The following is a 24,706-nucleotide window of genomic DNA, read 5'->3' as shown; positions in this document are numbered from 1 at the left end:
TGAGCGATACAAAAGATATTAATAAAGAATCGATGGATAAGCTGATAGAAAAAGGCAAAAAAAGAGGTATGATTACTTATACTGAAATTATGAATACCTTTGACAATGTTGATATTGATAAGGATCAAATAGATGAATTATATGAGCATTTAGCTACTATGGGTATTGATGTGGTTGGAGAAAAAGAAGAGCTTGATCTTGATTCTGACATTGATTTAGAGGTTGATTTAGAAGTTGATTTAGAAGAGGATATTCCTGATGAGAATATTGAAGAGGACTTAAGTTTTTTAAAGGGTATTAATATTGATGATCCAGTTAGAATGTATTTAAAAGAAATAGGTAAAGTACCATTGCTAACTGGAGAAGAAGAAATTGCATTAGCACAACGAATGGAAGATGGAGATGAGGATGCTAAGAAAAAATTAGTTGAGGCAAATCTACGTCTAGTTGTAAGTATTGCTAAACGTTATGTAGGACGTGGAATGCTATTCTTAGATCTAATTCAGGAAGGTAATTTAGGACTAATTAAAGCAGTTGAAAAGTTTGATTATCGTAAAGGATATAAGTTTAGTACTTACGCAACTTGGTGGATAAGACAAGCTATTACAAGAGCTATTGCAGATCAAGCCCGAACTATAAGAATCCCTGTTCATATGGTTGAAACTATTAATAAATTAATAAGAGTTTCTAGACAATTATTACAAGAGTTAGGTAGAGAACCTAAACCTGAAGAAATAGCAACTGAAATGGACATTTCTGAAGATAAAGTTAGAGAAATATTAAAAATAGCACAGGAGCCTGTATCTTTAGAAACTCCAATTGGTGAAGAAGAAGACAGCCATTTAGGGGACTTTATACCAGATGAGGATGCTCCTGCACCAGCTGAAGCTGCTGCGTTCTCTTTATTAAAAGAGCAGTTGGTAGATGTTTTAGATACTTTAACACCTAGAGAACAAAAAGTGTTGAGATTAAGATTTGGACTTGATGACGGAAGAGCTAGAACTCTTGAAGAGGTTGGTAAGAAATTTGAAGTCACACGTGAGAGAATTCGACAGATAGAAGCAAAGGCCTTGAGAAAACTAAGACATCCAAGTAGAAGTAAAAAACTAAAGGATTATTTAGAATAATAGAACATAAAACAATAGATTCGCCTTAGCGAATCTATTGCTATTTTGCCTAAACACTACCAATACTGTTTTTGCTTTGCATATTCAATTTTCTTATTAAGCTCTTCATCTCTCTCTTGATTATCGATTTGGTCTTGCATGTAATGCATTAACTGTTCGGATTCTTCTTCCCATTCTTGAGTTCTACCACCCCAACTGAATTTTGGTATTTCTTCAGTAGGTTTGATATTTTTTTTATCTTTCTCGGTATGTGGCATTTAGAATTCCTCCTTTAAATATATTTTTGTAATTTGTTTAATAAAATATGTATCTGGTAAATATTTAAGGTAGTAAATTGCTTTGTAAGAAAATTAATTTAATTTTAATTATAGGAAGGTTTAAAATGGAAATTCAACTAACACCAAGATTAAAAATGATAGCTATGCAAGTGATACCTGGAAGTAGAGTGGTTGATGTAGGTACCGACCATGGTTATATTCCAATTTATTTAATACAAAACAAATTGAGTGATTTCGTTATTGCTTCTGACGTTAATGAGGGGCCAATTAAAAGTGCTAAAAACAATATTGAAAGGTTTAAATGTAATGGACATATAGAAACGAGACTTGGTAGTGGATTAGAAACCATTAGTCCTGGTGAAATTAATACAGCAATTATAGCGGGTATGGGTGGAATATTAATTACTGAGCTTTTAGATGCAAATGTTGAAATTACTAAAAGTATTAAAAATTTTATTCTTCAACCTATGCAGGCTCAAAACATACTAAGGAAGCATTTAGTACAAAACGGTTTTAAAATAGTTAAAGATTTATTGGTTAAGGAAGATAATAAAATATATGAGATCATTGTTGCTACAGAAGGAAAACAAGAAGTGAGTAACGAATTGTATTTTGATATAGGATTTTACCTCAATACAAATCCTAAAGAATTAGCAATAGAGTTCATTGGTAATAAAATAAACAAAGAAAAGAGAATAATTAACCAAATAGAATCGGCTAATATGAACAATACAGTTGAAATTTATGAGACAAGCAAATTGAAGCTAATCCAATTAGAGGAGGTGTTAAGTTGTCTCGAGTTAGAATAGTAACTGATATGATTGAAAAATTATCTCCGAAAAATATTGCTTTTAGTTGGGATAATGTGGGTTTGCAAGTAGGAAGCCCAGAGGCAATAGTAGGGAAAATACTTATTTGTTTAGATGTAAATGAAAAAGTTATAGATGAAGCAATAAATAAAGGGGTACAATTAATTATTTGCCATCATCCTTTAATATTTAAGCCTTTGAAAAATATAACTAATGAAAGTTATAGGGGGAGTTTAATTATTAAGGCTATTCAAAATAATATAAATATATATACTGCTCATACAAATATAGATGGTGCAGAAAATGGCCTAAATGCTTACATAGGTAGTATGTTCAATTTGAAAAATCCAAGTATTTTAGATCCTATAGTAGATGGGAGTATATATAAGGTTACTGTATTTGTTCCAAAAGGATATGAAGAAGCTGTAAGTAACGAAATGGCTAATGTGGGTGCGGGGCATATTGGTAACTATAGTCATTGTACATTTAGAACCTCAGGTGAGGGTACTTTCATGGCTTTAGAGGATACTAATCCTTTTATAGGTAAAAAAAACGAATTGGCAAAAGTTGAGGAAACAAAGATAGAGACAGTAGTACACGAGAAGTATTTAAGAAATGTTTTAGATGCTATGATTAAGGCACATCCATATGAGGAAGTAGCCTATGATGTATATAAACTTGAAAATCCACTAAAACCTACAGTAGGCATAGGGAGAGTAGGCATACTGGAAAGTCCGTTATTATTTAAAGCTATTATTGAAAATGTTAAAAAATCATTCGAAATTTCTCATTTAAAAGTAGTAGGTAATCTAAATGGAATAATTAAAAAAATAGCGATTGTAAATGGTAGTGGTTCAGAATATATTTCAAGAGCTGCTAAGTTAGGTTGCGATTTACTAATCACTGGTGATGTAAAATATCATGATGCCCAATTAGCTGAAGAATTAAATATTAATCTTATTGATCTAGGACACTATGAATCAGAAATACTTTTTAACAATTTAATTGAAAAATATCTGAATCAACAGTTTATAAAAGAAAACATAAATATTGAAATTATAAAATCAGAAGTAAATGGTAATCCTTTTACAGTAGTATAATTTCAAACTAAAGAGGGGGATTTAAATGCAGGCACGTATTTACTCAGATGGGGGCTCAAGGGGTAATCCAGGTGAGGCTGGAATAGGCGTATTTATTGAAGATAATGAAGGTAATGTAATAAAAGAAATAAGTCAATATATCGGTGAACAAACAAATAATGTTGCTGAATACAAAGCCCTTTGCAGAGGCTTAGAAGTGGCATTAGACTTAGGCTTAAAAAGTGTAACATGCTATTTAGATAGTGAATTGGTAGTTAAGCAAATCAAAGGTGAATATAAGGTGAAAAATGAAGCAATGATACTAATGTTTAATATGGTTAAACCATTAATTAAACAATTTGAGAAGTTTGAAATAGTTCATATAAAGAGAGAACTAAATAAAAAAGCTGATGCTTTAGCTAATAGAGCAATGGATAATAAGTAGGGCAAATTTAAATCAAAATTTTGCTGTTATTGGAACTAATTTTATTTTGACATGACATAATAATTATGTTAAGATTATCTTCCTGAAGAAAAACTAACAATTAAATATTACGAGTAAGTTGGATGATCGCGGGCACAGCCAAGCTGTGAACGAGGAAAGTCCGAGCTCCAAAGGGCAGGGTGCTGGGTAATACCCAGTGGAGGCGACTCCAAGGAAAGTGCAACAGAGAGATACCGCCACTTTAATATATAGCTAGAAATAGTTAATATATTTAAGGGGTAAGGGTGGAAAGGTGAGGTAAGAGCTCACCAGCAACTAGGTGACTAGTTGGCTATGTAAACCCCATCTGGAGCAAGATCAAGTAGGGACTAAAAAGCGGCGGCCCGTCGTGTCTCGTGGTAGATCGCTTGAGCCTGCTGGCAACAGTAGGCCTAGATAGATGATCATCTATGACAGAACTCGGCTTATAGACTTACTCGTTATATGATTATACAAAGGTTGTGAATATATAGATATATTTACAATCTTTTTTATTTTTTGAGGCCTCTAACTGGCTGCTTACCACCAAAGGGAGTTGATTTCTAAACTACTAAAAGTCTCTTTATTAAAATATCAGCTGTTTAAAAGGCGAATTGATATCATTTATATCTTTGATAATACTAGGAGATAATTAAGATTGGTTTTGGTTAATTTAGTTGTAGTCTGTAAATTTGGGTATTTCGGGGGAAAGGAAGGTATATTAGGTCAAAATGTTTTTAAATTTGTATATATTTATAAATGTATGAATAGATAATTCTTATATAAGAAAAAGGATAAGAAAATAAATATAAGATTACTTTAAATGTAGTTTATTAAAAAAAGTCTTTGGCAATAGACCTATCTTACAATATCTACTGCCAAAGTAAAAGAGAGATATGCGAAATAAAACAAAACATATTTAGTTAATGTTATAAAACTAATACATTATTACTATCAGGTTTTTCATTGTACCTTATATAGTATGAGTAAATGATTTTTTTTAATAAAATAGTTTGATATCAAACTATTTTATTAAAAAAATATATTAATATTTATAATATAAAAGATAATTAAAAAGATAGTTAGTTATTATTTTGAGAATCTTATAATAGTTTTATATAAAACTATTTTAGTTTAAAAATAGTTTGATGTCAAACTATTTTTGTAGTTTATACTATGAAATATATCTTGTTAGATAAATTATCTTCTATCTAAGGAGTTTAAATGGTATATACAAGTTGGTATAAAACGCGGAACATAATTTCTAAACATCATTTTTGTGTGGGGTAATCTAGAGGAGGTGACTACAAGGGAAGTATAACAAGAGAGATACAGCCACTTAAAGAAACTATATAAATCTATATTTATGAGTATGTTATACTCCTATTGACGTACATATGGGATATATTTTATAATTATTGTATACTTTGTATACAATGTATACAATAATAGGGAGAACATACAAATTTACAAGGGGGCGTAAGGATGGATATCTTTTCATTAGAAGGTAAGGTAGCAATGGTTACAGGCTGCAGAACAGGTCTTGGCCAAGGTATGGCTATAGCCCTAGCTAAAGCTGGAGCAGATATTCTGGGAGTAGGATCCACTGATTTAAAGGAAACAAAAGAGCTTGTAGAAAAAGTAGGAAGAAAATTTGTAGGTGTTCAAGCTAACCTAATGGAAATAGGTTCTATTCCAAAAGTTATGGAAGCAGCCATGCACAACTTTGGTAAAATTGATATTTTAGTCAACAATGCTGGAATTATTAGGCGTGAAGATTCCATTAATTTCACAGAACAAGATTGGGATGAAGTTATGAATATCAACCTTAAAATGGTATTTTTTTTAAGTCAAGCAGTAGCTAAAAAGTTTATCGAGCAGGGTACTTCAGGAAAGATAATAAACATTGCATCTATGCTATCTTTTCAGGGGGGGATAAGAGTTCCTTCATATACGGGCAGTAAATCTGGTGTTAAAGGGATAACTATGTTAATGGCAAATGAGTGGGCTAAATACAATATTAATATAAATGCAATAGCCCCTGGATATATGGCTACAGATAATACAGCTGCTCTTAGAGCTGATGAAAAAAGGAGTTCAGAAATTTTATCAAGAATACCATCTAATAGATGGGGGACTCCTGAGGACTTGGATGGTGCAGTGATTTTTTTAGCATCTAAAGCATCGGACTATGTTAATGGATTTACACTTGCCGTTGATGGCGGCTGGCTTGCAAGGTAAATTTAAGAAGGAGTGATGTTTAATGAATTTAGAGATAAGATATGCAAATCATCCAAGTGATTCTAAGTATTATACAACGGAAGAGTTAAGAAACCATTATTTAATAGAAAAGCTATTTGTTGAAAATGAGGCAGCTTTAGTTTATTCACATATTGACAGAATAATTGCAGGGGGTGTTATGCCTGTTGGTGAAAAAATCAAACTAAGCGCTGGTAAGGAACTAGGAGTTAGTTATTTCTTTGAAAGAAGAGAAGCAGGCATCATAAATATTGGTGGCAAAGGAAAGATAACAATAGACGGCAATGAGTTTATTTTAGACAATGCAGATGGGCTTTATATTGGAATGGGAAGTAAAGATGTTATCTTTGAATCAGATAACATTAATAGCCCTGCAAAATTTTATTTCAATAGTAGTCCTGCTCACAAAGCCTACCCTACAAGAATAATTACTTTGGGACAATCAAGAAAAGTAAAACTAGGTGAAAAAGAAAATCTAAATGTTAGAACAATTAACCAATACATACATCCAAACATTTGTGAAAGCTGTCAGTTGGTAATGGGTATGACAATTTTTGAACCAGGAAATGTATGGAACACGATGCCACCCCATACTCATGAAAGACGTATGGAAGTATATATGTATTTTAATATGAACAATGAGGCTAGAGTTTTCCATTTAATGGGGCAACCTCAAGAAATAAGGCATATCGTTGTGGCAAATGAACAAGCGGTTATATCCCCAAGTTGGTCCATTCATAGTGGTGTCGGAACTAGTAATTATACATTTATATGGGGTATGTGCGGTGAAAATATTGAGTTTACCGATATGGACCATATTGCAATAAAAGAATTGAAATAATAAGATAAACCAAAATATACTATAAATCATTCTATTATGTAAGGAGTTTTAGATATGGCAAGAATAAGAGCTTATAAGGCGAATACAATAGCTGAAGATGTGTATAGTAGTCTTGAAAAAGATATACTTAATTTAACAATTAAACCAGGACAATTATTAACTGAACAAGACATATGCGAAAGATATAATATATCCAGGACCCCAAGTAGAGATGTCCTTCAAAGACTTAATAATTCTGGATTAGTAGTCAATATACCATATAAGGCAAATTATGTTTCTTTGTTAGATATGGATAGAATACGTCAGTTCATATATATGAGAAAAGCAATTGAAACCATGGTTATTAGAGATGCAATAAAAAATCTTGATGATCAATTAGTAGCTGGAATTGAGTATAATCTAAGGCTTCAAGAGACTCTATTGAAATCAGACTTTACTGCAGAGGATTTTTATAAGATAGATGGTGAACTTCATAAGGTATGGTTTAAAGCCACAAATAAACTAATAGTTTGGGATCAAATTCAAAAGCTACAGGTGCATTACACAAGGTTTAGAATGCTTGATATTGTTGCGGAACATAGCTTTCAAGCTATTTATGAGGAACACAAGGAATTAGCAGATATTATAAAAAATAAAGAAATTAATCGCATAGAAGAATTTGTTAGTAAACATCTGAATGGCGGGATTGAAAGATTAGGTGAGCGAATTTATACAGAGTTTACAGACTATTTTATACATGATCAAGAAAGTGATATTTAAAGTACAAGACTTTTAGTTTCCCTTAACAATAAAGTTGTCTGATAGCTGATAACTATTACTCTTGGATAGCCTATTAACTGCTTTCATTCGAATATTACAGGCAGAAAAAAATATATATGCATTTATTATGTTCCATATTTTGGTTGACAACTGATAGATGGTACGGTAGTATGGTAGTATATAGCAAATAATGGATAGATACTCTACCGAGGAAGTGATCGTATGAATTTAGAAGTAGAAAAACAAAGAAGTGGAATGACAGTCGGTGATTATGTTTATGAGGTTATTAAGAGAAACATTATTAATCTTAATATGCCTCCAGGGACTCGAGTAAGCGAAAAGGAGATTTCCGACCTTTTAAAGGTTAGTAGAACACCCGTAAGAGAAGCGTTCATTAAATTATCTAAGGAAGGTTTACTCTATATACTTCCACAAAGAGGAACTTATATTTCTTATATTGATTTAGATGTTGTTGAGAATGCAAGATTTATTAGAGAATGCTTAGAATTGGCTGTACTTAAGATAGCCACAGAAAAGTTTCCAGAGGAGTTATTAAATGTACTTCAAGAGAATATTAATGAACAAAGAAAGTTAATAGACAAGCGACAGTTCTTTGAATTTTTAGAGATGGACGAGGAGTTTCATAAAACTATTTTTATAGGATGCAACAAAGAAAGAACATGGTCTTTTATACAACAAATTAATACGGAATACAAGCGTACTCGGATGCTTACATTTATTGCAGATGTGAACTGGAAGAATGTTATTGATCAACATTTACAGATTTTAGAGAGTATAAAAACTCACAATGAGCAAATGGGACAGGAAGTTATATATAATCATATTCAAAAGCTGATATTTGAGCAGGAGGAGTTAAAACAAAAATATCCTGAATACTTTAATATGGAGCACAAGAAAAATAATCTTTTAAATTTTATTTGATAATATGATTTGTTTTTACCTAATCTTCCATATACCACTAAACTACATACTACCTTAATAATGTTATGAACTATGAAGAATGGAATAGCGGGCATTCTAGTTTTTAAAGAAAACGATATCTTATGTAAGGAAAAATTAACGGCATTAATGTAGAAATTTCTTAGACGCGGTTTGCAGTTTTAATGAAACGGCTTATATGGAACTTTCTACAATGCAAATATTAAGTAAAGATATTGGAGGGGACAGTATGAAAAAGGGGTTCAAATTACTATCATTAAGTCTTGTGCTAGTGTTAATTGTTTCAGTATTAGCGGGGTGTGGGGCGAAAACACCAACGCAAACAACGGTTAAAGAAGAGCCAAAAGAGATTACTTTTGTATATGCAGAAGTTAATCCGCTAGAAAGTATTGTTGGTCAAACTGCTCTTGTGTTTAAAGAAAAAGTTGAGGAACTATCAGGCGGTAAGATTAAGATTGACATTCAGGCAAGTGGCGTTTTAGGATCGGAGAATGATGTTCTAGATGCAATGCTTGGTGGCGGTGGGACAATTGATATGTCTCGTATTTCTGCCTTTGCACTTACGAGCTACGGTGGAGAGAAGTCTAAATTACTTTCTGTTCCTTTCACATTTGTAAGCCGTGAGCACTTCTGGAATTTTGCTACATCTGAATTAGCTCCTGAATTCCTTCTTGAGCCACATCAAAAAGGTACAGGCATTAGAGGTCTGTTCTACGGAGAAGAAGGTTTCCGCCATTTCTTCACAGTTGAACCAATTAGTGGTATGGAAGACTTAAAAGGTATGAAATTAAGAGTATCAAATGACCCTGTTATGCAAGGTATGGTACAAGGCTTAGGCGCTTCACCTACAGTTGTATCTTTCGGCGAACTTTATTCTGCACTTCAAACAGGTGTTGTAAACGGAGCTGAGCAGCCTATTGCTAACTATAAGGCAAATTCATTCCACGAAGTAGCACCAAACTTAATTCTTGATGGACATACACTTGGGGCGATACAAGTAGTTATCACGGATGAGGCTTGGGACAAATTGACAGAAGAACAACAAGAGGCTCTTATGGAAGCTGGTAGATATGCATCAGAATTTAACAGAAGAATTTCTGAAGAAGCTGAGAATAAGGTATTAGCAGAGTTAAGAGCAGCAGGTGTTAATGTAATAGAGGTTGAGGATAAAACACCTTGGCAGGAAGCAGTTAAAGATGTTGTTGTTAATGCGACAGCAAATAGCAAAGAACTTTATCAAAAAATCATTGATATGCAATAATGTTTGTCTAAGACCGGCTCGCAACATATTAATAATAGTATTGTTATGATAACTTTAAAAGACACAGAGGTTAATTATGATCTTTGTGTCTTTTTTAAAAATAATGACTGAACATTTAATGAGAAATTTTATATAGGGGGAGCTAATGTATGTCAAACATTTTTAATACAATAGACAAAATAAAACCGGCTTACGATATGGCTTACAAGATAGTCCTATTATTATGCAAGTTGCTATTAATAGTTGATATTCTTATTACTACTATGGCAGTAGCTGGACGATACATTTCTTTTATTCCAGATCCTGCATGGAGTGAAGAAGTGGTTTTAACTTGTATGGCATATATGGCAGTTCTTTCAGCGGCTTTAGCCATTAGAAGAAAGGCACATATTCGTATGACTGCATTTGATAAATATTTGCCAAAAAAATTGATATTGGCTTTGGATATCCTTTCAGATGTTGCTGTACTAGGTCTTGCAGTAGTTATGATAGTAGTAGGTTGGAGATATGCAGTATTACTTGGTTCAAGAGGGACTTATGTAAGTATGCCAAGCATTTCTAGATTTTGGATGTATTTACCAGTACCTCTGGCAGGTGTAGCTATGGTGATTTTTTTAGTTGAGTCCATATATAATCATATTAAATCGATTTTTGTTAAGGAGGAGGTATACAATGAGTGCTGAGACTATTGCAATACTAATTTTACTGGGTAGTTTTTTCATCATGATATTCTTACGATTTCCTATTGTTTATGCAGTAGCTTTATCAGCTGTATTCACTCTTTTGTATCAGGGACTTCCTCTTACTACCATTGCACAGCAAATGGTAAAGGGCATTAGTCAATTTAGCCTTATGGCAGTACCTTTTTTTATTACAATGGGGGTTCTTATGGGATCAGGAGGAATTTCTGAAAAGCTGATTGCTCTCGCCAGAGCCTGTGTTGGATGGATGCGTGGGGGTATGGCGATGGTTAACATCGTTGCTTCATATTTCTTCGGGGGCATCTCTGGTTCTGCTTCTGCAGATACAGCATCTCTTGGTAGTATTTTAATACCTATGATGGTAGAACAAGGTTACGATGACGATTTTTCTACGGCAGTTACTATCACTTCATCTGTCGAAGGACTTTTAGTCCCGCCTAGTCATAATATGATAATATATGCAACTGTTGCAGGTGGAGTTTCAGTTGGCGGACTTTTTCTTGCAGGTTACATACCAGCAGCAATTTTGGCTGTGTCGTTAATGGTAGGGTCCTATATAATTTCTGTAAAGAGAAATTATCCTAGGGGAGAGAAATTCAGTATGATGATTTTGTTAAAGGAGCTTTTTCTTTCTTTCTGGGCTCTTGCGGCGGTTCTCATCGTTGTAGTAGGTGTAGTTGGTGGTGTTTTTACAGCCACAGAGTCCGCAGCTATTGCGGTTATTTACAGTTTGTTTGTTAGTGTATATATTTATAAAGGTCTAGATTGGAAGGGTGTTTGGAAGTCGCTTGAGTCCTGTGTAAATACTCTTTCTATCGTACTCATTCTAATCTCAACTTCTAGTATTTTTGGATTTCTTCTAACACGATTAAGTGTCCCTAGACTAGCATCAAATGCAATTATAGGGTTAACGGATAATCCAATTATTTTAGCGCTGCTTATAAACATTATTCTTTTAGTTCTTGGTTGTATTATGGATATGGCGCCTATCATCCTTATTGCTACCCCAATCTTACTGCCGATTGCTACTTCGATAGGCATAAATCCTATTCAGTTCGGGATTATGATTGTTTTAAACTGTGGTATAGGTCTTTTGACTCCACCTGTTGGTGCAGTATTATTTATCGGTTCTGCAGTCGGGAATGTACCAATGGAACGGGTTGTAAAAGCTACATTACCGTTTTATGTCTGTATGATTATTACTCTCCTATTGATTACTTTTATTCCTAGTATTAGTTTGTGGCTGCCATCTTTATTTAGGTGATATGTGATATGAAATATAAATTTAATTATAAAACGACTGCTTTTGATATATGGCAACTATCTATGTATAGTATGTATAGCTCAATAGTTGGGGTATGTAACATTATATTTACTGCGATGATGGTATCGTTGACAGTAAAATTTTGGGGACATGTAAATAACCTCTTGAGAATATTGCTAATAATCGGAATTTGTTTATTTACGGTTATTCAACCTTTAGTTGTTTATTTTAGAGCTAAAAGACAGATAGCAAGGATTTCAGATGTTATGGAAATAGGATTTGATGATGATGGAATTCATATAAAAACTGAAAAACAAAGTTCAGATTTAGCATGGAATACCGTAATAGGAATATCAAAAAAACCGGGTATGATTCTGATATTTTCAACCAATAAGCATGGTTTTATACTAAATAATAGAGTGTTAGGAAAACAAAAAGAAGACTTTTATAGCTATGTAATTTCTAAAATACAGAAATGATTAAGTTATTATAAAAAGATGTGTTTGATAATATAGAGCAATTGTTGAGCTACCATTGCTAGCATATTATTCTGAATATAGAGAGGGGTATACGAAAATGAAAATGACATTAAGGTGGTTTGGAAGTAAATATGATACAGTGACCTTAGAGCAAATAAGACAGATACCTGGCTGCGTAGGTGTTATTGCAACTCTTTATGGTACTAAACCCGGAGAGGTATGGAGTAGAGAAGCGATTAAAGCTATGAAGGAGGAAATAGAAGCAGCAGGGCTTGAGTTGAGTGGTATTGAGAGTGTAAACATACACGATGATATAAAAATTGGTCTTCCTACAAGGGAGCAATATATTGCAAATTATATTGAGACCCTCGAAAATCTTGCAAAAGAAGGAATAGATCTAGTTTGTTATAATTTCATGCCTGTTTTTGACTGGACCAGATCTGACCTTGCTAAGAAAAGAACGGATGGTTCTACGGTTCTTTCCTATGATCAGGAACTTATAGACCAAATTAATCCTGATATAATGTTTAAAGAAATGGATGCGAATTCTGGTGGATTTATTTTACCTGGTTGGGAACCAGATAGACTCGCTAGAGTAAAAGAATTATTTGAAATATATAAAGGGGTAGATGAAGAGAAGTTATTCCAAAATCTTATATACTTCTTGAAATCCATTATGCCAACCTGTGAAAAGTATGGAATCAAGATGGCAATTCATATGGATGATCCAGCATGGTCTGTATTTGGCTTACCAAGAATTGTTAATAACAAGGAAAATATACAAAGAATATTAGATGCAGTTCCAATAATGAATAATGGCATAACATTATGTACAGGTTCTTTAGGCTCAAACCCAAACAATGATATACCAGATATGATAAGGAGCTTTAAAGGAAGAATTCATTTCGGTCATGTAAGAAATCTAATTCATTTAGGTCCCGGACAATTTGATGAGGCGGCTCATTTATCAACTGATGGTTCGCTGGATATGTTTGAAATTATGAAAGCATTTTATGAAATAGGTATGACAGGACCTATAAGACCTGATCATGGTAGGATGATTTGGGGAGAAAAGGCGATGCCCGGCTATGGATTATATGATAGAGCTTTAGGTGCAACATACCTAAATGGGTTATGGGAAGCAATAAAGAAATCACATGAAAAATAGTATAGAGGATTGGTATTTGTATTTTTAGTAAAGTTCTGAGAAAGACATCATGTATTATTCTTTTCGCTTAAGTTAGGGCTATATTAATATTTATAATTAATTTAGTTATTATGCGTATAAACCTAAAGAAAGTGGTGGATTAAAATGAAGTTAAACTTAAAAGGATTAAGTGATGAGAAAGCTTGGCGAGATGCATTGTATAATCTACCTAAATTTAGTATTGAAAAAGTTAAAGGTAATACAAAAGCTTATCCAAATTGGGTTCATTTTGGTGCAGGCAATATATTTAGAGCATTTATAGCAAATGTACAACAAAACATTTTAAATGAGGGTAAGAGTGATAGGGGAATTGTTGTAGCAGAGGGATTTGACTATGAAATTATAGAGAATATGAATAAACCACACGATAATCTAAGTGTACTTGTTACCCTTAGGGCGAACGGAAGCATAGAGAAGACAGTTATTGCTAGTATTGTTGAGTCATTGATTGTAGATACGTACAGTAAGGAAAGTTGGTGTAGGTTAAAGGAAATTTTTACAAGTCCTAGTCTGCAAATGGTGAGTTTTACTATAACAGAAAAGGGATATAGCTTAAAGGATGGTAGGGGGGGATTCTTACCAGCAGTAATAGATGACTTTAATAATGGACCCCAAAATCCAGTTAGCTATATTGGCAAACTAGTTTCTCTTTTATACGAAAGATATATGAATGGAAAAATACCGCTTGCTCTAGTAAGCATGGATAATATGTCACATAATGGCACAAAGCTGTTAAATGCAGTAAGTAGCTTTGCAAAACAATGGATAGAAAACGGATTTATTGATAATGGCTTTGAAGCTTATGTCAGTGATCCAAAATTTGTTGCTTTCCCATGGAGTATGATTGATAAGATTACTCCAAGACCTGATCCGAGTGTACGAGAGATGCTTCAGAAGGATGGATTCGAAGATATAGATGATATTGTTACATCAAAAAATACATATGTGGCGCCCTTTGTGAATGCAGAAGAATCGGAGTATTTAGTAATAGAAGACCTATTCCCTAATGGAAGACCAAATCTTGAAGAGGGTGGGGTTATTTTTACAGATAGAGAAACCGTTGACAAAGTGGAGAAAATGAAGGTTTGTACTTGCCTTAATCCTCTTCATACAGCCTTGGCTATATATGGTTGTCTTTTAGGATATACGTTAATATCAAAAGAAATGAAAGATCCTGAACTGAGGACGTTAGTAGAGAAAATTGGTTATGAGGAAGGATTACCAGTAGTTGTAAATCCAATAATTATAGATCCAAAGGAATTTATTGATGAAGTACTTCAAGTAAGGTTTCCAAATCCATTTATGCCTGACACACCACAGAGAATTGCCTCAGATACTTCTCAGAAACTTGGAATTCGTTTCGGAGAAACAATAAAAGCTTATATGACAAGAGAAGATCTAAATGTTACCGATCTAAAGCTTATTCCACTGGTTATAGCTGGATGGTGCAGATACTTGATTGGACTTGATGATAATGGTGAGAAATTGGAGTTAAGTCCAGACCCACTTCTCGAAGAGGTAGCCCCTTATGTTAGAGATATTTCTTTTGGGGATAAAGGACCGTTCCATGACAAGCTTAAACCTATATTATCAAACACAACCATATTCAGTGTAAATCTTTATGATGCAGGCATAGGAGAAAAAGTTGAAATATATTTTGAGGAATTGGTGTCTAAAAAGGGTGCGGTTAGAGACACACTGAAAAAATATGTATATTAAAGCTAATAGGGGAAAATCTGACGGTTATCAAAAAGATCCAGTTATCGGATCCGTATTTTCCCCTTTGTTATAGTTTTTAGTACTTAGCTTAAAAAACCTTGTTAAGTATCATACTATTTTGGGAGGAGTAACAACTATGAATAAGCCTTTTGTTTTTTCCGAAGAATGTGATTTTGAAATAGTTTCAGAAGGTATAAGAAGAAAAATACTAGCATACGGGGAAGAGTTAATGGCTGTTGAAGTACACTTTAATAAAGATGCTATTGGAACTATACATAGTCATCCTCATACACAACTTACCTATGTTTTGGAAGGGGAGTTTGAATTTGAAATTAACGGAATTAAACAAACCGTAAAGAAGGGTGATACTCTATATAAAATGTCTAATCAAGTACATGGATGTCTATGCACTAAAAATGGTATTCTTCTAGATATATTTACACCATATAGGGAGGATTTTATAATAAAAAATGATTAAGGTTGCATAGTTAGACACCCATGTTCAAGATAGGAGAATTAAAAGATATGAAAGAACAATGGTTTTATAAAGAACTTAACAAAGATGAGAGATATATTTTGAAGTGTTGTTTTTTCGTTTTTGCAGTAAATGGTTTATATTCTATGATTCTAGGTTCTTTGTTACCTCTAATCAGCACTGAATATAATTTAAATAATACGATAAGCGGAGGACTGATTTCAGCTCACCAAACAGGTAATTTAATTTCTGCATTTATTGCAGGGGTATTACCTTTATATTTAGGAAGAAAAAAATCAGTTATATTTTTATGTAGTTTTGTTGTTTTAGGATTTTCAATTATGATTTTAACAGGTAATCCAATGCTATTGTTATTAGGTTTTTTATTTACTGGATTAAGTCGTGGAAGTATTTCGAATTTTAATAATACGTTGGTTAATGAGGTTTCTAACAGTAGTCACGTAGCTCTTAATGTTTTACATAGTGTTTTCGCTGTAGGCGCTTTGGTTTCTCCATTTTTAGTTATTCTATCTACTAATCTTTATGGAGAGTTAGGCTGGAAAATAACTGCGGGTCTGATTATTATTCTAGCTATTATTTCAATGGTTCTTTTTTCTAAGATGAAAATTGATAACACAAAAAAGACGGAGAAGGTAAATGTGTCTTACGATTTTTTGAAGAATAGGGATTTTTGTATTAGTGCGGGTATTTTGTTTTTCTATTTATGTGCTGAAGCTACAATCAATGGATGGATGGTTAAATATTTTATTGATTCAAGAATTATGACCATTGAATATGCCCAAATGCTTGCTTCACTCTTATGGTTAGTTATTCTTTGTGGTAGATTAACCTGTGCCTTTTTAGGAGTAAGAATATCGAAGAAAATTCTTTTGTTAACAACTAGTTGTGGTACTGCTATTTTTTATATACTATTACTTTCTACAAATAGCATAAGTGTAATTACTATTGCAATCATGGGATTAGGTTTCTCTATGGCAGGTATTTATCCTACAACAGTTTCAACTGTTGGGAATGTTACTAAAGATTATCCTATGGCTATGGGTGTCTTGCTAATGGTTGGAGGTATTGGGGCTATTATTATGCCAATTATAACAGGTGCACTATCTGATTCTTTTGGTATTTTTGCTGGTATGGGTGCTATTGTAGCAGCTATTATTTTAATGATAGTATGTGTAGTTTTAAACGTTTCGAGTTCATATATACATGTCGAAAGTGAAGCGAAATAAATCACTTAAAAAACAAATTGGATAGATATAGAATGTGGGGGATATACAGAGTGCAAAGGGCATTTGGGATTTTACGCTACGCTAGAATAGCAGAGTGGGAAACTATCCTGGCTATAATGAAGTCTGATTATGCTGAATTCTATGTATTAGAAATAAAGAGTCAAGCAAAAAAAGATGGTTGTCAGAAAAATCTTTGCTCTGATAAAGTATATGAAAACTATGAAAAACTTTTAATGGATAAAGAAATCCATTGCTTTATGCATTTCTTTGCTAAGCGCTCAATAAAGAGAATGGTATAGACTATATTTATAGTGGAATTTACATTTATCATAAAGAAGGAGAATGTTTAAATGCGTATTTATACAGGTATGTTAGTATTATATTAAAATAACTCAATAATTATTAAAATTATGGTTTTTAGTAAGTTATATTTTGAAACAATAAAAGGTGCTAGTTTCAACCACCAACACCAGTTATTGTACAACTTAATTATTTAGGGAGATAAATAAGTTTAACGACTAATCTATCTTTGCACTCTACCTGAAGCATCACCTTTAAGTAATGTTTCCACTTCTTCTACTGTTACCATATTAAAGTCTCCAAGAATAGTATGTTTGAGGGCAGAGGCTGCCACACCAAACTCTAATGCATCCTTAAAGTTTCTACCATCGAGCAATCCATGAATTACTCCGGCTGCGAAGGAATCCCCACCACCGACTCTATCTACAATTCTTATTTCATATTTTCTTGAATGATAGAATTCACTTCCATCATAAGCACATGCTGACCATCCATTGTCAGATGCAGAATGAGATTCTCTTAAGGAGCTAATTACGTATTTGAAGCCAAATTTTTCTTTCATTTGTTCAAATATATTCTTGTATCCTGCAAGCTCTAAGTCACCAGATGTAACATCGGTTTTACCAGGTTTAAATCCTAATACTTTTTCTGCATCTTCTTCGTTACCGATGCAAACATCAACATATTGCATTAAGTTTGACATTACTTCATTAGCTCTTTCAGGAGTCCAAAGTTTCTTTCTGTAGTTTAAGTCAACTGAAACCGTGACATTATGTCTTTTAGCGGATTTTAGAGCCTCCTCAGTTAAAACTATAGCCTTTTCACTTAAGGCAGGTGTAATTCCTGTGAAGTGGAACCAGTCTGCATCTTTAAATATTTCATCAAAGTCAAAATCATTTACATCTGCTTCTGAAATAGAGGAGTGATCTCTATCATATATAACCTTTGATGGTCTCATGGAGGCACCGGACTCTAAGTAGTAAATCCCAACTCTTTCTCCACCTCTTGCAATATATTTAGTGTTGACACCAAATCTTCTTAAATGATTAATAGCTGCCTGACCTATTTCATTATTCGGTAATTTTGATACAAAATATGTATTATATCCGTAATTAGCTAATGAAACGGCAACATTCGCTTCTCCACCACCATATACGACATCAAATGATTCAGCCTGGACAAATCTTTCGAATCCAGGAGTTGAAAGCCTAAGCATTATTTCTCCCAAAGTTACAATCTTTTTCATTTTTATTCCTCCCAAATAATTATTGTCTAGCTAATTTAATCTTCTCGACGAATTCCTTGGCAGCTCTAGTTATTTCCTCACTCGAGCCTTGGGTTAAGTTCCCGCCAATACCAACTGCTATACAACCATTTTTTATCCACTTATCTACATTATCAATGCTAACTCCACCTGTTGGCATCATAAGAGCTTGGGGTAGAGGACCTTTAACTGCCTTTATATAATCTGGTCCAAATACACTACCTGGGAATATCTTTAAAACATCTGCTCCTGCCTCCATAGCAATTATCATTTCTTTTATTGTCATACATCCGGGCATATAGGGAATTTGATATCTATTGCATAATTTTGCAGTTTCAAGATCAAATGCTGGACTGACGATATAGTTTGCACCAGCTAAGATGGCTATTCTAGCTGTTTCACTATCTAGTACTGTGCCAGCTCCAACTAATAGCTCTTTACCAAACTCAGTACTTAAATCCTCAATTACATTTTGTGCTCTTGGAACGGTAAATGTAATTTCGATAGAGTCAATGCCACCTTTCATACAAGCTAAGGCAATGTTTTTAGCTTTTTCGGTATTTTCAGCTCTTACTACCGCAACAACGCCTACCTTCTCGATTCTTTGTACTACTTCATATCTTTTCAATTTATAAAGCCTCCCTCACATAGCTGTTTCGTATTATGAAACCTATATTTACATTGCGAAACTTCTTAATTTATATTATAATTAATATGGAAAATAAATGCAATATTATTCTAAATACATTTTTTATTAGTTATAATTTATATAATAATTATTACTATTTTTTAAGAATAGATTAGGAGGAAGTTTAAGTGAAAGATGTTGTTCAGTCGGTAGATAGGGCACTTACAATTTTGGAATTACTTTCTAAGCACGTAGATGGACTTGGGGTTGCAGAGATAGGTAGTAGAGTAAATCTACACAAAAGCACGGTTCATAGATTGTTAGGAACACTAATATATAAAGGGTTTGTAGTACAAGACTCAGATAGCAATAAATATAGAATATCATTTAAATTATTTGAGCTAGGGGCTAGAAGGATAGCTGAAGCAGATATATTAGCAGTATCTAAGCCGTTTACTAAGGCTTTAATGGAGTCCGTAAATGAAGTTGTTCATTTAGTAATACGGGATACAAATGACATAGTTTATATTGATAAGGTAGAGGCGGACAATACTATCCGTATGGCTTCTACTATAGGCAGAAGGAGTTCTCTATATTGTACTTCAGTCGGAAAAGCAATGCTTGCATATATGACTGACGAGGAGGTAGAAACCATTTGGGAAAATACGAAAATTGAAAAACTGACTAGTAATACTATCACAGAGTTAGAAAAGCTAAAGGAAGAACTTCAAAGAATTCGAGAAAAGGGATTTGCTGAGGATGATGAAGAGAACGAGATAGGCGTTAGGTGTATTGGTGCTGCAATCTTTAATAGTAATGGTGATGTTGAAGGAGCAATTAGTATTTCAGGCCCATCTATAAGAGTCACGAAGGACAGGGTCGAAGTTTTTGCCCTAGAGATAAAAAAGTATGCCCACCTTATCTCGACGGAATTGGGATATAGACCATAATTCCTTAAGGTATGATTAGCAACAGAAGATATAAACAATTCATTTATAAAAGAGGAGGTGTTCGGTGAAGTGCAACTAAATAAATCCATTTATAAAGATTATTTAGAGTATCCTGAAAGGATATTACAATTTGGTGAAGGTAACTTCCTAAGGGCTTTTGTTGATTGGATAGTTGATAAAATGAATAAGGAGCTAGATTTTAATACTGGAGTATTAGTAGTGGGACCTTTGAATAATGATAAAGTATATGAACTTAATGACCAGAGTGGGTTGTATACACTCTTAATAAAAGGTATTGAAAACCGTAAATTAATCAATGAGAGTACTATAATAAATTCTATAACGAGAGCAATCAATACATATAGGGATTATGATGAGTATTTAAAAGCTGCTGAATCTCCCGAAATGAGATTTATTATATCTAACACAACTGAGGCTGGAATTGTTTATGATAATAAAGATAAATTAGAGGATAGACCCCAAAATTCATTTCCCGGTAAATTAACAGCTTTTTTATATCATAGGTATAAGTCATTTAATGGAGATTTATCAAAGGGTTTAATTATTCTGCCATGTGAGTTAATAGATAAAAACGGAGAAAAACTTAAGGATATTATAATTAAGCTATCACAGCAGTGGAAATTAGAGTCAGGATTTATTGACTGGATTAACAATGCAAATGTATTTTATAATACTTTGGTTGATAGAATAGTTCCAGGTTACCCAACGGAAACTGCTGATGAAATTGAGAAAGAGCTTGGATATCGTGATAAATTTTTAGTGGAGGGTGAGTATTTTCATCTATGGGTAATAGAGGGGCCTAAAGAACTAGCGAAGGAATTCCCCGCTCATAAAATTGGTTTAAATGTATTGTTTGTAGATGATTTGACTTTATATAGGACGAGAAAGGTAAGGATTTTGAACGGATTACATACTATTATGGTACCAGTTTCATATTTATATAATATTGATACTGTAAAAGATTCTATAAATGACGAAGTAATTGGAGGATATATTAGGTCTGCATTGTATGATGAAATAGTTCCTACCTTAGATTTGCCACAGGATGAACTTAATGAATTTGCAGCAGCAGTAATAGATAGATTTAGAAACCCTTATATTAAGCACTTTTTGATAAGTATATCATTAAATTCTATGAGTAAGTTTGAGACTAGGGTATTACCATCTATTCTAGAATACAATAAGCGAAAAGGGGAATTACCACGAAAGCTACTATTCTCCTTAGCAGCTTTGATACGTTTCTATAAAGGTGAGAGAAACGGAGAAAAAATAAATCTATCTGACTCTCCTGATTATCTTCAAATGTTCTCAAAGCTTTGGGAGAACTGTGATGGTACAGATGAATACTATAAATATATGGTAGAAATTGTTTTAGGCTTAGAGGAATTATGGAAAATGGACTTAAATAAGATAGATGGCTTAAAAGTCTTGGTAAGCAGATACTTAATAAATATAGAGAAAAAAGGAATTGAAGAAGCTATAAGGGAGATTTTATGATGAAGGATTATATAAGAATTAATGAGAAAGATAATACCTTAATAGCCTTAAAAGAGTTAAAGCAAGGTACAGTTTTAATTGACAGTGGAAAAGAAATTGAATTATTAGAAAATATAAAACCCGGTCATAAAATAGCTACAGTAGACATTTATCAAGGAGAAAATATTATCAAATATGGATATCCAATTGGGCATGCGGTAAAGAACATAGAAAAAGGACGATGGATACACACTCACAATATCAAAACGAATTTAGATGGTACATTAGATTATAAGTATAATCCAATTAATATGGAGGTTAAGAGGATCGGTAAAACCCCTGAATTTAACGGTTATAAACGAAAAAATGGTGATGTAGGTATTAGAAATGAGCTCTGGATAGTGCCAACTGTTGGATGTGTTAATGGTACTGCAGAGATAATAGCAAATAGATTGAAAGCAGAGAACGATCTAGGACAAATTGATGGAATTCATGTATATAAGCATAACTATGGGTGTTCACAGTTAGGAGATGACTTTGAAAATACTAGAACAATACTTTTGGATTTAGTTAAACATCCTAATGCTGGTGGAGTATTGGTCTTGGGATTGGGCTGTGAGAACAATACTATTGAGGATTTTATCGTTGAATTGGGTGAATATGACAAGGAAAGAATTAAGTTTTTGAAAACACAGGCTGTTGGTAATGAAATTGAAAAAGGTGTCAATATCCTCAAAGAAATTTTAGAAGTTATAAATGAAGATTCTAGGGAAAATATGCCCATATCTGAACTGAAAGTTGGATTAAAATGTGGGGGATCCGATGGATTTTCTGGTATAACTGCTAATCCACTTTTAGGAGCTTTTTCCGACTACCTAATTAATCATGGCGGTACAACGATATTAACTGAAGTACCTGAAATGTTTGGTGCAGAGACTATATTAATGGATAGAGCAGAATCTGAATCGGTTTTTGATAATATAGTTAATTTAATAAATGATTTTAAGCAATATTTCATTCAACATGGTCAGCCAATCTATGAAAACCCATCCCCAGGAAACAAAGAGGGGGGGATTTCAACCTTAGAGGATAAATCCCTCGGTTGCACTCAAAAGGGTGGAGAGTCCAAGGTTGTGGATGTACTAAGATATGGAGAAATAGTTAAAAAGAAGGGACTAAATCTATTAAATGCCCCTGGTAATGATTTGGTTGCATCTACAGCACTCGGGGCATCTGGATGTCATATAGTATTATTTACTACAGGAAGAGGAACACCTTTTGGAAGCTTTGTTCCCACTGTAAAAGTTTCATCTAATTCTGAAATCTTTAAGTTAAAGCCCCACTGGATAGACTTTAATGCTGGGGTATTATTAGAGGATATACCGATGGAGACATTGTTAAACAATTTCATAGAGTATCTAATAAAAGTTGCGAGTGGAGAATATGTAAATAACGAGAAAAACGGAATTAAGGAAATCGCAATTTATAAAACAGGAGTTACACTTTAAAAAAATATTTTGTGTAACTAGTTAGGGGATGAATTAAAGATTAATTTCTGAAAAATTATGTGTGTTTGAGCACAACGAAAGGAATGAGTCTAAGATGAAAAAGTTTATGGATGAAAATTTTTTACTTAGTAATGATGTAGCTATTGAGCTGTATCATAATTATGCTAAGAAAATGCCTATATTTGATTTTCACTGTCATTTAAGCCCCAAGGAAATAGCTGACAATAAAAAATTCAGAAATATAACTGAATTATGGTTAGGGGGAGACCACTATAAATGGAGAGCATTACGTGCAAATGGTGTGGAAGAAGAGTTAATAACAGGCAGTGGTGATGAATATGAAAAATTTAAGCTATGGGCTAAAACAGTTCCATACTGCATCGGAAACCCTCTATATCACTGGTCTCATCTAGAATTAAGAAGGTTTTTCAATATAGATACTATAATAAGTGAAGCTACTGCTGAAGAGATATGGAATAAGGCGAATGAATTGATAAAATCTGATGATTTTTCTGCGAAAAATTTAATTATAAATTCAAATGTAAAGGCCCTATGTACTACAGATGATCCTATTGATACACTAGAGCATCATAGAAGAATTCGGGAAGATAGGGAATTTGATGTTAATGTACTACCCACTTTAAGACCAGATAAAGGTATAAATATTCAAAATGATACTTTTGTGCCATGGGTACAGTCTTTATCCAATATAAGTAACATTAAAATTGAATCTTATGAAGATTTTCTAAAGGCTTTAGAAAGTAGAGTTCAATTTTTTCATGAAGAAGGATGCAGAATTTCAGACCATGGTATAGACAAAGTAACCTTTGAACAAGCAAGGGATGAAGAGATTAACAGTATTTTTAAGAAGGCATTAAAGGGAGAAGAATTAACAATAGCTGAAATAAATAAATACAAAACTAGAACACTGATTGAATTAGCCAAAATGTATAGCACAAGGGGATGGACTATGCAGTTACATATAGGTGCTATGAGAAATGTGAATAGCAACATGTTTAATAAGCTTGGTCCGGATACGGGATATGATTCCATTGCAGATGATAATATAGCGGAACCATTAGCAAAACTATTAAATGAAATAGATTACAAATACGATTTGCCTAAAACCATTCTATACAATCTAAGCCCTAAGGATAATGACGTATTGGTTACTTTGATGGCCTCTTTCCAAGGTGGTGGAATTCCAGGAAAGATGCAATTTGGCTCAGGTTGGTGGTTTCTAGACCAAAAGGATGGTATGACAAAGCAGATGATTTCCCTAGCAAACAATGGATTATTAAGTAGATTTGTAGGTATGGTTACAGATTCTAGGAGTTTTATCTCGTATCCAAGGCATGAATACTTTAGAAGAATATTATGTAATTTAATTGGTACTTGGGTAGAAGAAGGTGAATATCCATATGACCTGAAAATACTAGGGAAAATTGTTCAGGATATATGTTATGGTAATGCATTGGATTACTTAGGAATTGAGGTATAAAATTCATATAACTGTCTGAGTAAAAAAATATAAAGGGGTATAGGTTGAAAGAAAAGCCTAGCGAATTGTGCAAACCCAAAAGAGTACCAGCAATCTGCCACTCAAAGGCATAAGTATTTATTTATATGTT

General features: G+C 33.3%; 24 protein-coding genes and 1 other RNA gene. 22 read left to right on the top strand and 3 right to left on the bottom strand.

The window, feature by feature from the left end; all coding sequences use genetic code 11:
* Nucleotides 1-32: 32 nt before the first annotated feature.
* Entirely contained in the window at nt 33-1,127 is a 1,095-nt protein-coding gene (rpoD, locus tag HZR23_RS14665) for an RNA polymerase sigma factor RpoD (protein ID WP_132847352.1), read from the top strand.
* Nucleotides 1,128-1,183: 56 nt separating this feature from the next.
* Here rpoD and HZR23_RS14660 read toward each other — a convergent pair whose 3' ends face one another.
* Nucleotides 1,184-1,384: a hypothetical protein gene (locus tag HZR23_RS14660; RefSeq protein WP_132847236.1), complete on the bottom strand. Its 201-nt coding sequence runs from the start codon at nt 1,382-1,384 to the stop codon at nt 1,184-1,186.
* Nucleotides 1,385-1,509: 125 nt separating this feature from the next.
* Here HZR23_RS14660 and HZR23_RS14655 point away from each other — a divergent pair, with 125 nt between their 5' ends.
* The 17 genes from HZR23_RS14655 to HZR23_RS14575 all read left to right on the top strand — a co-directional run bounded on the left by HZR23_RS14655 (nt 1,510) and on the right by HZR23_RS14575 (nt 17,227).
* Nucleotides 1,510-2,214 carry a tRNA (adenine(22)-N(1))-methyltransferase gene (locus HZR23_RS14655; protein WP_132847235.1) on the top strand — a complete coding sequence of 235 codons (705 nt, stop codon included), beginning with the start codon at nt 1,510-1,512 and terminating at the stop codon, nt 2,212-2,214.
* Complete coding sequence (locus tag HZR23_RS14650; protein WP_132847234.1) at nt 2,196-3,314, top strand: Nif3-like dinuclear metal center hexameric protein; 1,119 nt, start codon at nt 2,196-2,198, stop codon at nt 3,312-3,314. The genes HZR23_RS14655 and HZR23_RS14650 overlap by 19 nt, the downstream gene beginning before the upstream one ends.
* A gap of 25 nt (nt 3,315-3,339) precedes the next feature.
* The gene (locus HZR23_RS14645) at nt 3,340-3,738 is read left to right on the top strand and encodes a ribonuclease HI family protein (protein ID WP_132847233.1); all 399 of its coding nucleotides are present in this window, start codon (nt 3,340-3,342) and stop codon (nt 3,736-3,738) included.
* A gap of 110 nt (nt 3,739-3,848) precedes the next feature.
* An RNA gene (gene rnpB, locus HZR23_RS14640) (RNase P RNA component class A) lies at nt 3,849-4,221 on the top strand.
* A gap of 1,020 nt (nt 4,222-5,241) precedes the next feature.
* Nucleotides 5,242-5,997 (top strand): 2-dehydro-3-deoxy-D-gluconate 5-dehydrogenase KduD, encoded by a 756-nt coding sequence (kduD, locus tag HZR23_RS14635; RefSeq protein WP_132847232.1) that lies wholly within the window; start codon nt 5,242-5,244, stop codon nt 5,995-5,997.
* A gap of 22 nt (nt 5,998-6,019) precedes the next feature.
* Entirely contained in the window at nt 6,020-6,856 is an 837-nt protein-coding gene (gene kduI, locus HZR23_RS14630; RefSeq protein WP_132847231.1) for a 5-dehydro-4-deoxy-D-glucuronate isomerase, read from the top strand.
* A gap of 54 nt (nt 6,857-6,910) precedes the next feature.
* A complete protein-coding gene (locus HZR23_RS14625; RefSeq protein WP_132847230.1) occupies nt 6,911-7,615 on the top strand; it encodes a GntR family transcriptional regulator in 705 nt (234 codons plus the stop codon).
* 222 nt (nt 7,616-7,837) lie between these two features.
* Nucleotides 7,838-8,557: a GntR family transcriptional regulator gene (locus HZR23_RS14620; RefSeq protein WP_132847229.1), complete on the top strand. Its 720-nt coding sequence runs from the start codon at nt 7,838-7,840 to the stop codon at nt 8,555-8,557.
* A gap of 247 nt (nt 8,558-8,804) precedes the next feature.
* A complete protein-coding gene (locus HZR23_RS14615; RefSeq protein WP_132847228.1) occupies nt 8,805-9,836 on the top strand; it encodes a TRAP transporter substrate-binding protein in 1,032 nt (343 codons plus the stop codon).
* A 149-nt stretch (nt 9,837-9,985) separates the two neighbouring features.
* Entirely contained in the window at nt 9,986-10,519 is a 534-nt protein-coding gene (locus tag HZR23_RS14610; RefSeq protein ID WP_132847227.1) for a TRAP transporter small permease, read from the top strand.
* On the top strand, nt 10,509-11,801 hold the full coding sequence (locus HZR23_RS14605; RefSeq protein WP_132847226.1) for a TRAP transporter large permease: 1,293 nt from the start codon (nt 10,509-10,511) through the stop codon (nt 11,799-11,801). Before HZR23_RS14610 ends, HZR23_RS14605 begins: the two co-directional genes overlap by 11 nt.
* Before the next feature lie 8 nt (nt 11,802-11,809).
* Nucleotides 11,810-12,280 carry a YcxB family protein gene (locus tag HZR23_RS14600; protein ID WP_132847225.1) on the top strand — a complete coding sequence of 157 codons (471 nt, stop codon included), beginning with the start codon at nt 11,810-11,812 and terminating at the stop codon, nt 12,278-12,280.
* Nucleotides 12,281-12,377: 97 nt separating this feature from the next.
* A complete protein-coding gene (gene uxuA / locus HZR23_RS14595; protein ID WP_132847224.1) occupies nt 12,378-13,448 on the top strand; it encodes a mannonate dehydratase in 1,071 nt (356 codons plus the stop codon).
* Nucleotides 13,449-13,592: 144 nt separating this feature from the next.
* Complete coding sequence (locus tag HZR23_RS14590) at nt 13,593-15,206, top strand: mannitol dehydrogenase family protein (protein WP_132847223.1); 1,614 nt, start codon at nt 13,593-13,595, stop codon at nt 15,204-15,206.
* Between the two features lie 136 nt (nt 15,207-15,342).
* Nucleotides 15,343-15,684, top strand: coding sequence for a cupin domain-containing protein (locus HZR23_RS14585; RefSeq protein ID WP_132847222.1), 342 nt, complete (start codon nt 15,343-15,345; stop codon nt 15,682-15,684).
* Between the two features lie 20 nt (nt 15,685-15,704).
* Entirely contained in the window at nt 15,705-16,928 is a 1,224-nt protein-coding gene (locus HZR23_RS14580; RefSeq protein ID WP_132847221.1) for an MFS transporter, read from the top strand.
* Between the two features lie 50 nt (nt 16,929-16,978).
* Nucleotides 16,979-17,227, top strand: coding sequence for a hypothetical protein (locus HZR23_RS14575; RefSeq protein WP_132847220.1), 249 nt, complete (start codon nt 16,979-16,981; stop codon nt 17,225-17,227).
* A gap of 224 nt (nt 17,228-17,451) precedes the next feature.
* Here the strand turns inward: HZR23_RS14575 and HZR23_RS14570 are convergent, their stop codons facing one another.
* A complete protein-coding gene (locus tag HZR23_RS14570; RefSeq protein WP_132847219.1) occupies nt 17,452-18,474 on the bottom strand; it encodes a sugar kinase in 1,023 nt (340 codons plus the stop codon).
* Between the two features lie 19 nt (nt 18,475-18,493).
* A complete protein-coding gene (locus HZR23_RS14565) occupies nt 18,494-19,120 on the bottom strand; it encodes a bifunctional 2-keto-4-hydroxyglutarate aldolase/2-keto-3-deoxy-6-phosphogluconate aldolase (RefSeq protein WP_132847218.1) in 627 nt (208 codons plus the stop codon).
* A 188-nt stretch (nt 19,121-19,308) separates the two neighbouring features.
* Between HZR23_RS14565 and HZR23_RS14560 the strand changes: the two genes are divergently transcribed.
* The 4 genes from HZR23_RS14560 to uxaC all read left to right on the top strand — a co-directional run bounded on the left by HZR23_RS14560 (nt 19,309) and on the right by uxaC (nt 24,576).
* Nucleotides 19,309-20,070 (top strand): IclR family transcriptional regulator, encoded by a 762-nt coding sequence (locus tag HZR23_RS14560; protein WP_132847217.1) that lies wholly within the window; start codon nt 19,309-19,311, stop codon nt 20,068-20,070.
* Nucleotides 20,071-20,139: 69 nt separating this feature from the next.
* Nucleotides 20,140-21,588, top strand: coding sequence for a tagaturonate reductase (locus tag HZR23_RS14555; RefSeq protein WP_132847216.1), 1,449 nt, complete (start codon nt 20,140-20,142; stop codon nt 21,586-21,588).
* A complete protein-coding gene (locus HZR23_RS14550; RefSeq protein WP_330571357.1) occupies nt 21,585-23,075 on the top strand; it encodes a UxaA family hydrolase in 1,491 nt (496 codons plus the stop codon). The genes HZR23_RS14555 and HZR23_RS14550 overlap by 4 nt, the downstream gene beginning before the upstream one ends.
* 94 nt (nt 23,076-23,169) lie before the next feature.
* Nucleotides 23,170-24,576 (top strand): glucuronate isomerase, encoded by a 1,407-nt coding sequence (gene uxaC, locus HZR23_RS14545; RefSeq protein WP_132847215.1) that lies wholly within the window; start codon nt 23,170-23,172, stop codon nt 24,574-24,576.
* Nucleotides 24,577-24,706: the final 130 nt, after the last annotated feature.

The sequence above is a fragment of the Serpentinicella alkaliphila genome, assembly GCF_018141405.1.
Taxonomy (GTDB): domain Bacteria; phylum Bacillota; class Clostridia; order Peptostreptococcales; family Natronincolaceae; genus Serpentinicella; species Serpentinicella alkaliphila.
The sequence above is the reverse complement of the archived record's forward strand: the minus strand, read 5'-3'. Positions and strand labels throughout refer to the sequence as shown.

What these genes read in the sequence shown, in the direction of transcription:
- rpoD (WP_132847352.1), top strand. Translation starts at nt 33, where the DNA reads ATGGATAAGCTGATAGAAAAAGGCAAAAAAAGAGGTATGATTACTTAT.
- HZR23_RS14660 (WP_132847236.1), bottom strand. Translation starts at nt 1,384, where the DNA reads ATGCCACATACCGAGAAAGATAAAAAAAATATCAAACCTACTGAAGAA.
- HZR23_RS14655 (WP_132847235.1), top strand. Translation starts at nt 1,510, where the DNA reads ATGGAAATTCAACTAACACCAAGATTAAAAATGATAGCTATGCAAGTG.
- HZR23_RS14645 (WP_132847233.1), top strand. Translation starts at nt 3,340, where the DNA reads ATGCAGGCACGTATTTACTCAGATGGGGGCTCAAGGGGTAATCCAGGT.
- kduD (WP_132847232.1), top strand. Translation starts at nt 5,242, where the DNA reads ATGGATATCTTTTCATTAGAAGGTAAGGTAGCAATGGTTACAGGCTGC.
- kduI (WP_132847231.1), top strand. Translation starts at nt 6,020, where the DNA reads ATGAATTTAGAGATAAGATATGCAAATCATCCAAGTGATTCTAAGTAT.
- HZR23_RS14625 (WP_132847230.1), top strand. Translation starts at nt 6,911, where the DNA reads ATGGCAAGAATAAGAGCTTATAAGGCGAATACAATAGCTGAAGATGTG.
- HZR23_RS14620 (WP_132847229.1), top strand. Translation starts at nt 7,838, where the DNA reads ATGAATTTAGAAGTAGAAAAACAAAGAAGTGGAATGACAGTCGGTGAT.
- HZR23_RS14615 (WP_132847228.1), top strand. Translation starts at nt 8,805, where the DNA reads ATGAAAAAGGGGTTCAAATTACTATCATTAAGTCTTGTGCTAGTGTTA.
- HZR23_RS14610 (WP_132847227.1), top strand. Translation starts at nt 9,986, where the DNA reads ATGTCAAACATTTTTAATACAATAGACAAAATAAAACCGGCTTACGAT.
- HZR23_RS14605 (WP_132847226.1), top strand. Translation starts at nt 10,509, where the DNA reads ATGAGTGCTGAGACTATTGCAATACTAATTTTACTGGGTAGTTTTTTC.
- HZR23_RS14600 (WP_132847225.1), top strand. Translation starts at nt 11,810, where the DNA reads ATGAAATATAAATTTAATTATAAAACGACTGCTTTTGATATATGGCAA.
- uxuA (WP_132847224.1), top strand. Translation starts at nt 12,378, where the DNA reads ATGAAAATGACATTAAGGTGGTTTGGAAGTAAATATGATACAGTGACC.
- HZR23_RS14590 (WP_132847223.1), top strand. Translation starts at nt 13,593, where the DNA reads ATGAAGTTAAACTTAAAAGGATTAAGTGATGAGAAAGCTTGGCGAGAT.
- HZR23_RS14585 (WP_132847222.1), top strand. Translation starts at nt 15,343, where the DNA reads ATGAATAAGCCTTTTGTTTTTTCCGAAGAATGTGATTTTGAAATAGTT.
- HZR23_RS14580 (WP_132847221.1), top strand. Translation starts at nt 15,705, where the DNA reads ATGTTCAAGATAGGAGAATTAAAAGATATGAAAGAACAATGGTTTTAT.
- HZR23_RS14570 (WP_132847219.1), bottom strand. Translation starts at nt 18,474, where the DNA reads ATGAAAAAGATTGTAACTTTGGGAGAAATAATGCTTAGGCTTTCAACT.
- HZR23_RS14550 (WP_330571357.1), top strand. Translation starts at nt 21,585, where the DNA reads ATGATGAAGGATTATATAAGAATTAATGAGAAAGATAATACCTTAATA.
- uxaC (WP_132847215.1), top strand. Translation starts at nt 23,170, where the DNA reads ATGAAAAAGTTTATGGATGAAAATTTTTTACTTAGTAATGATGTAGCT.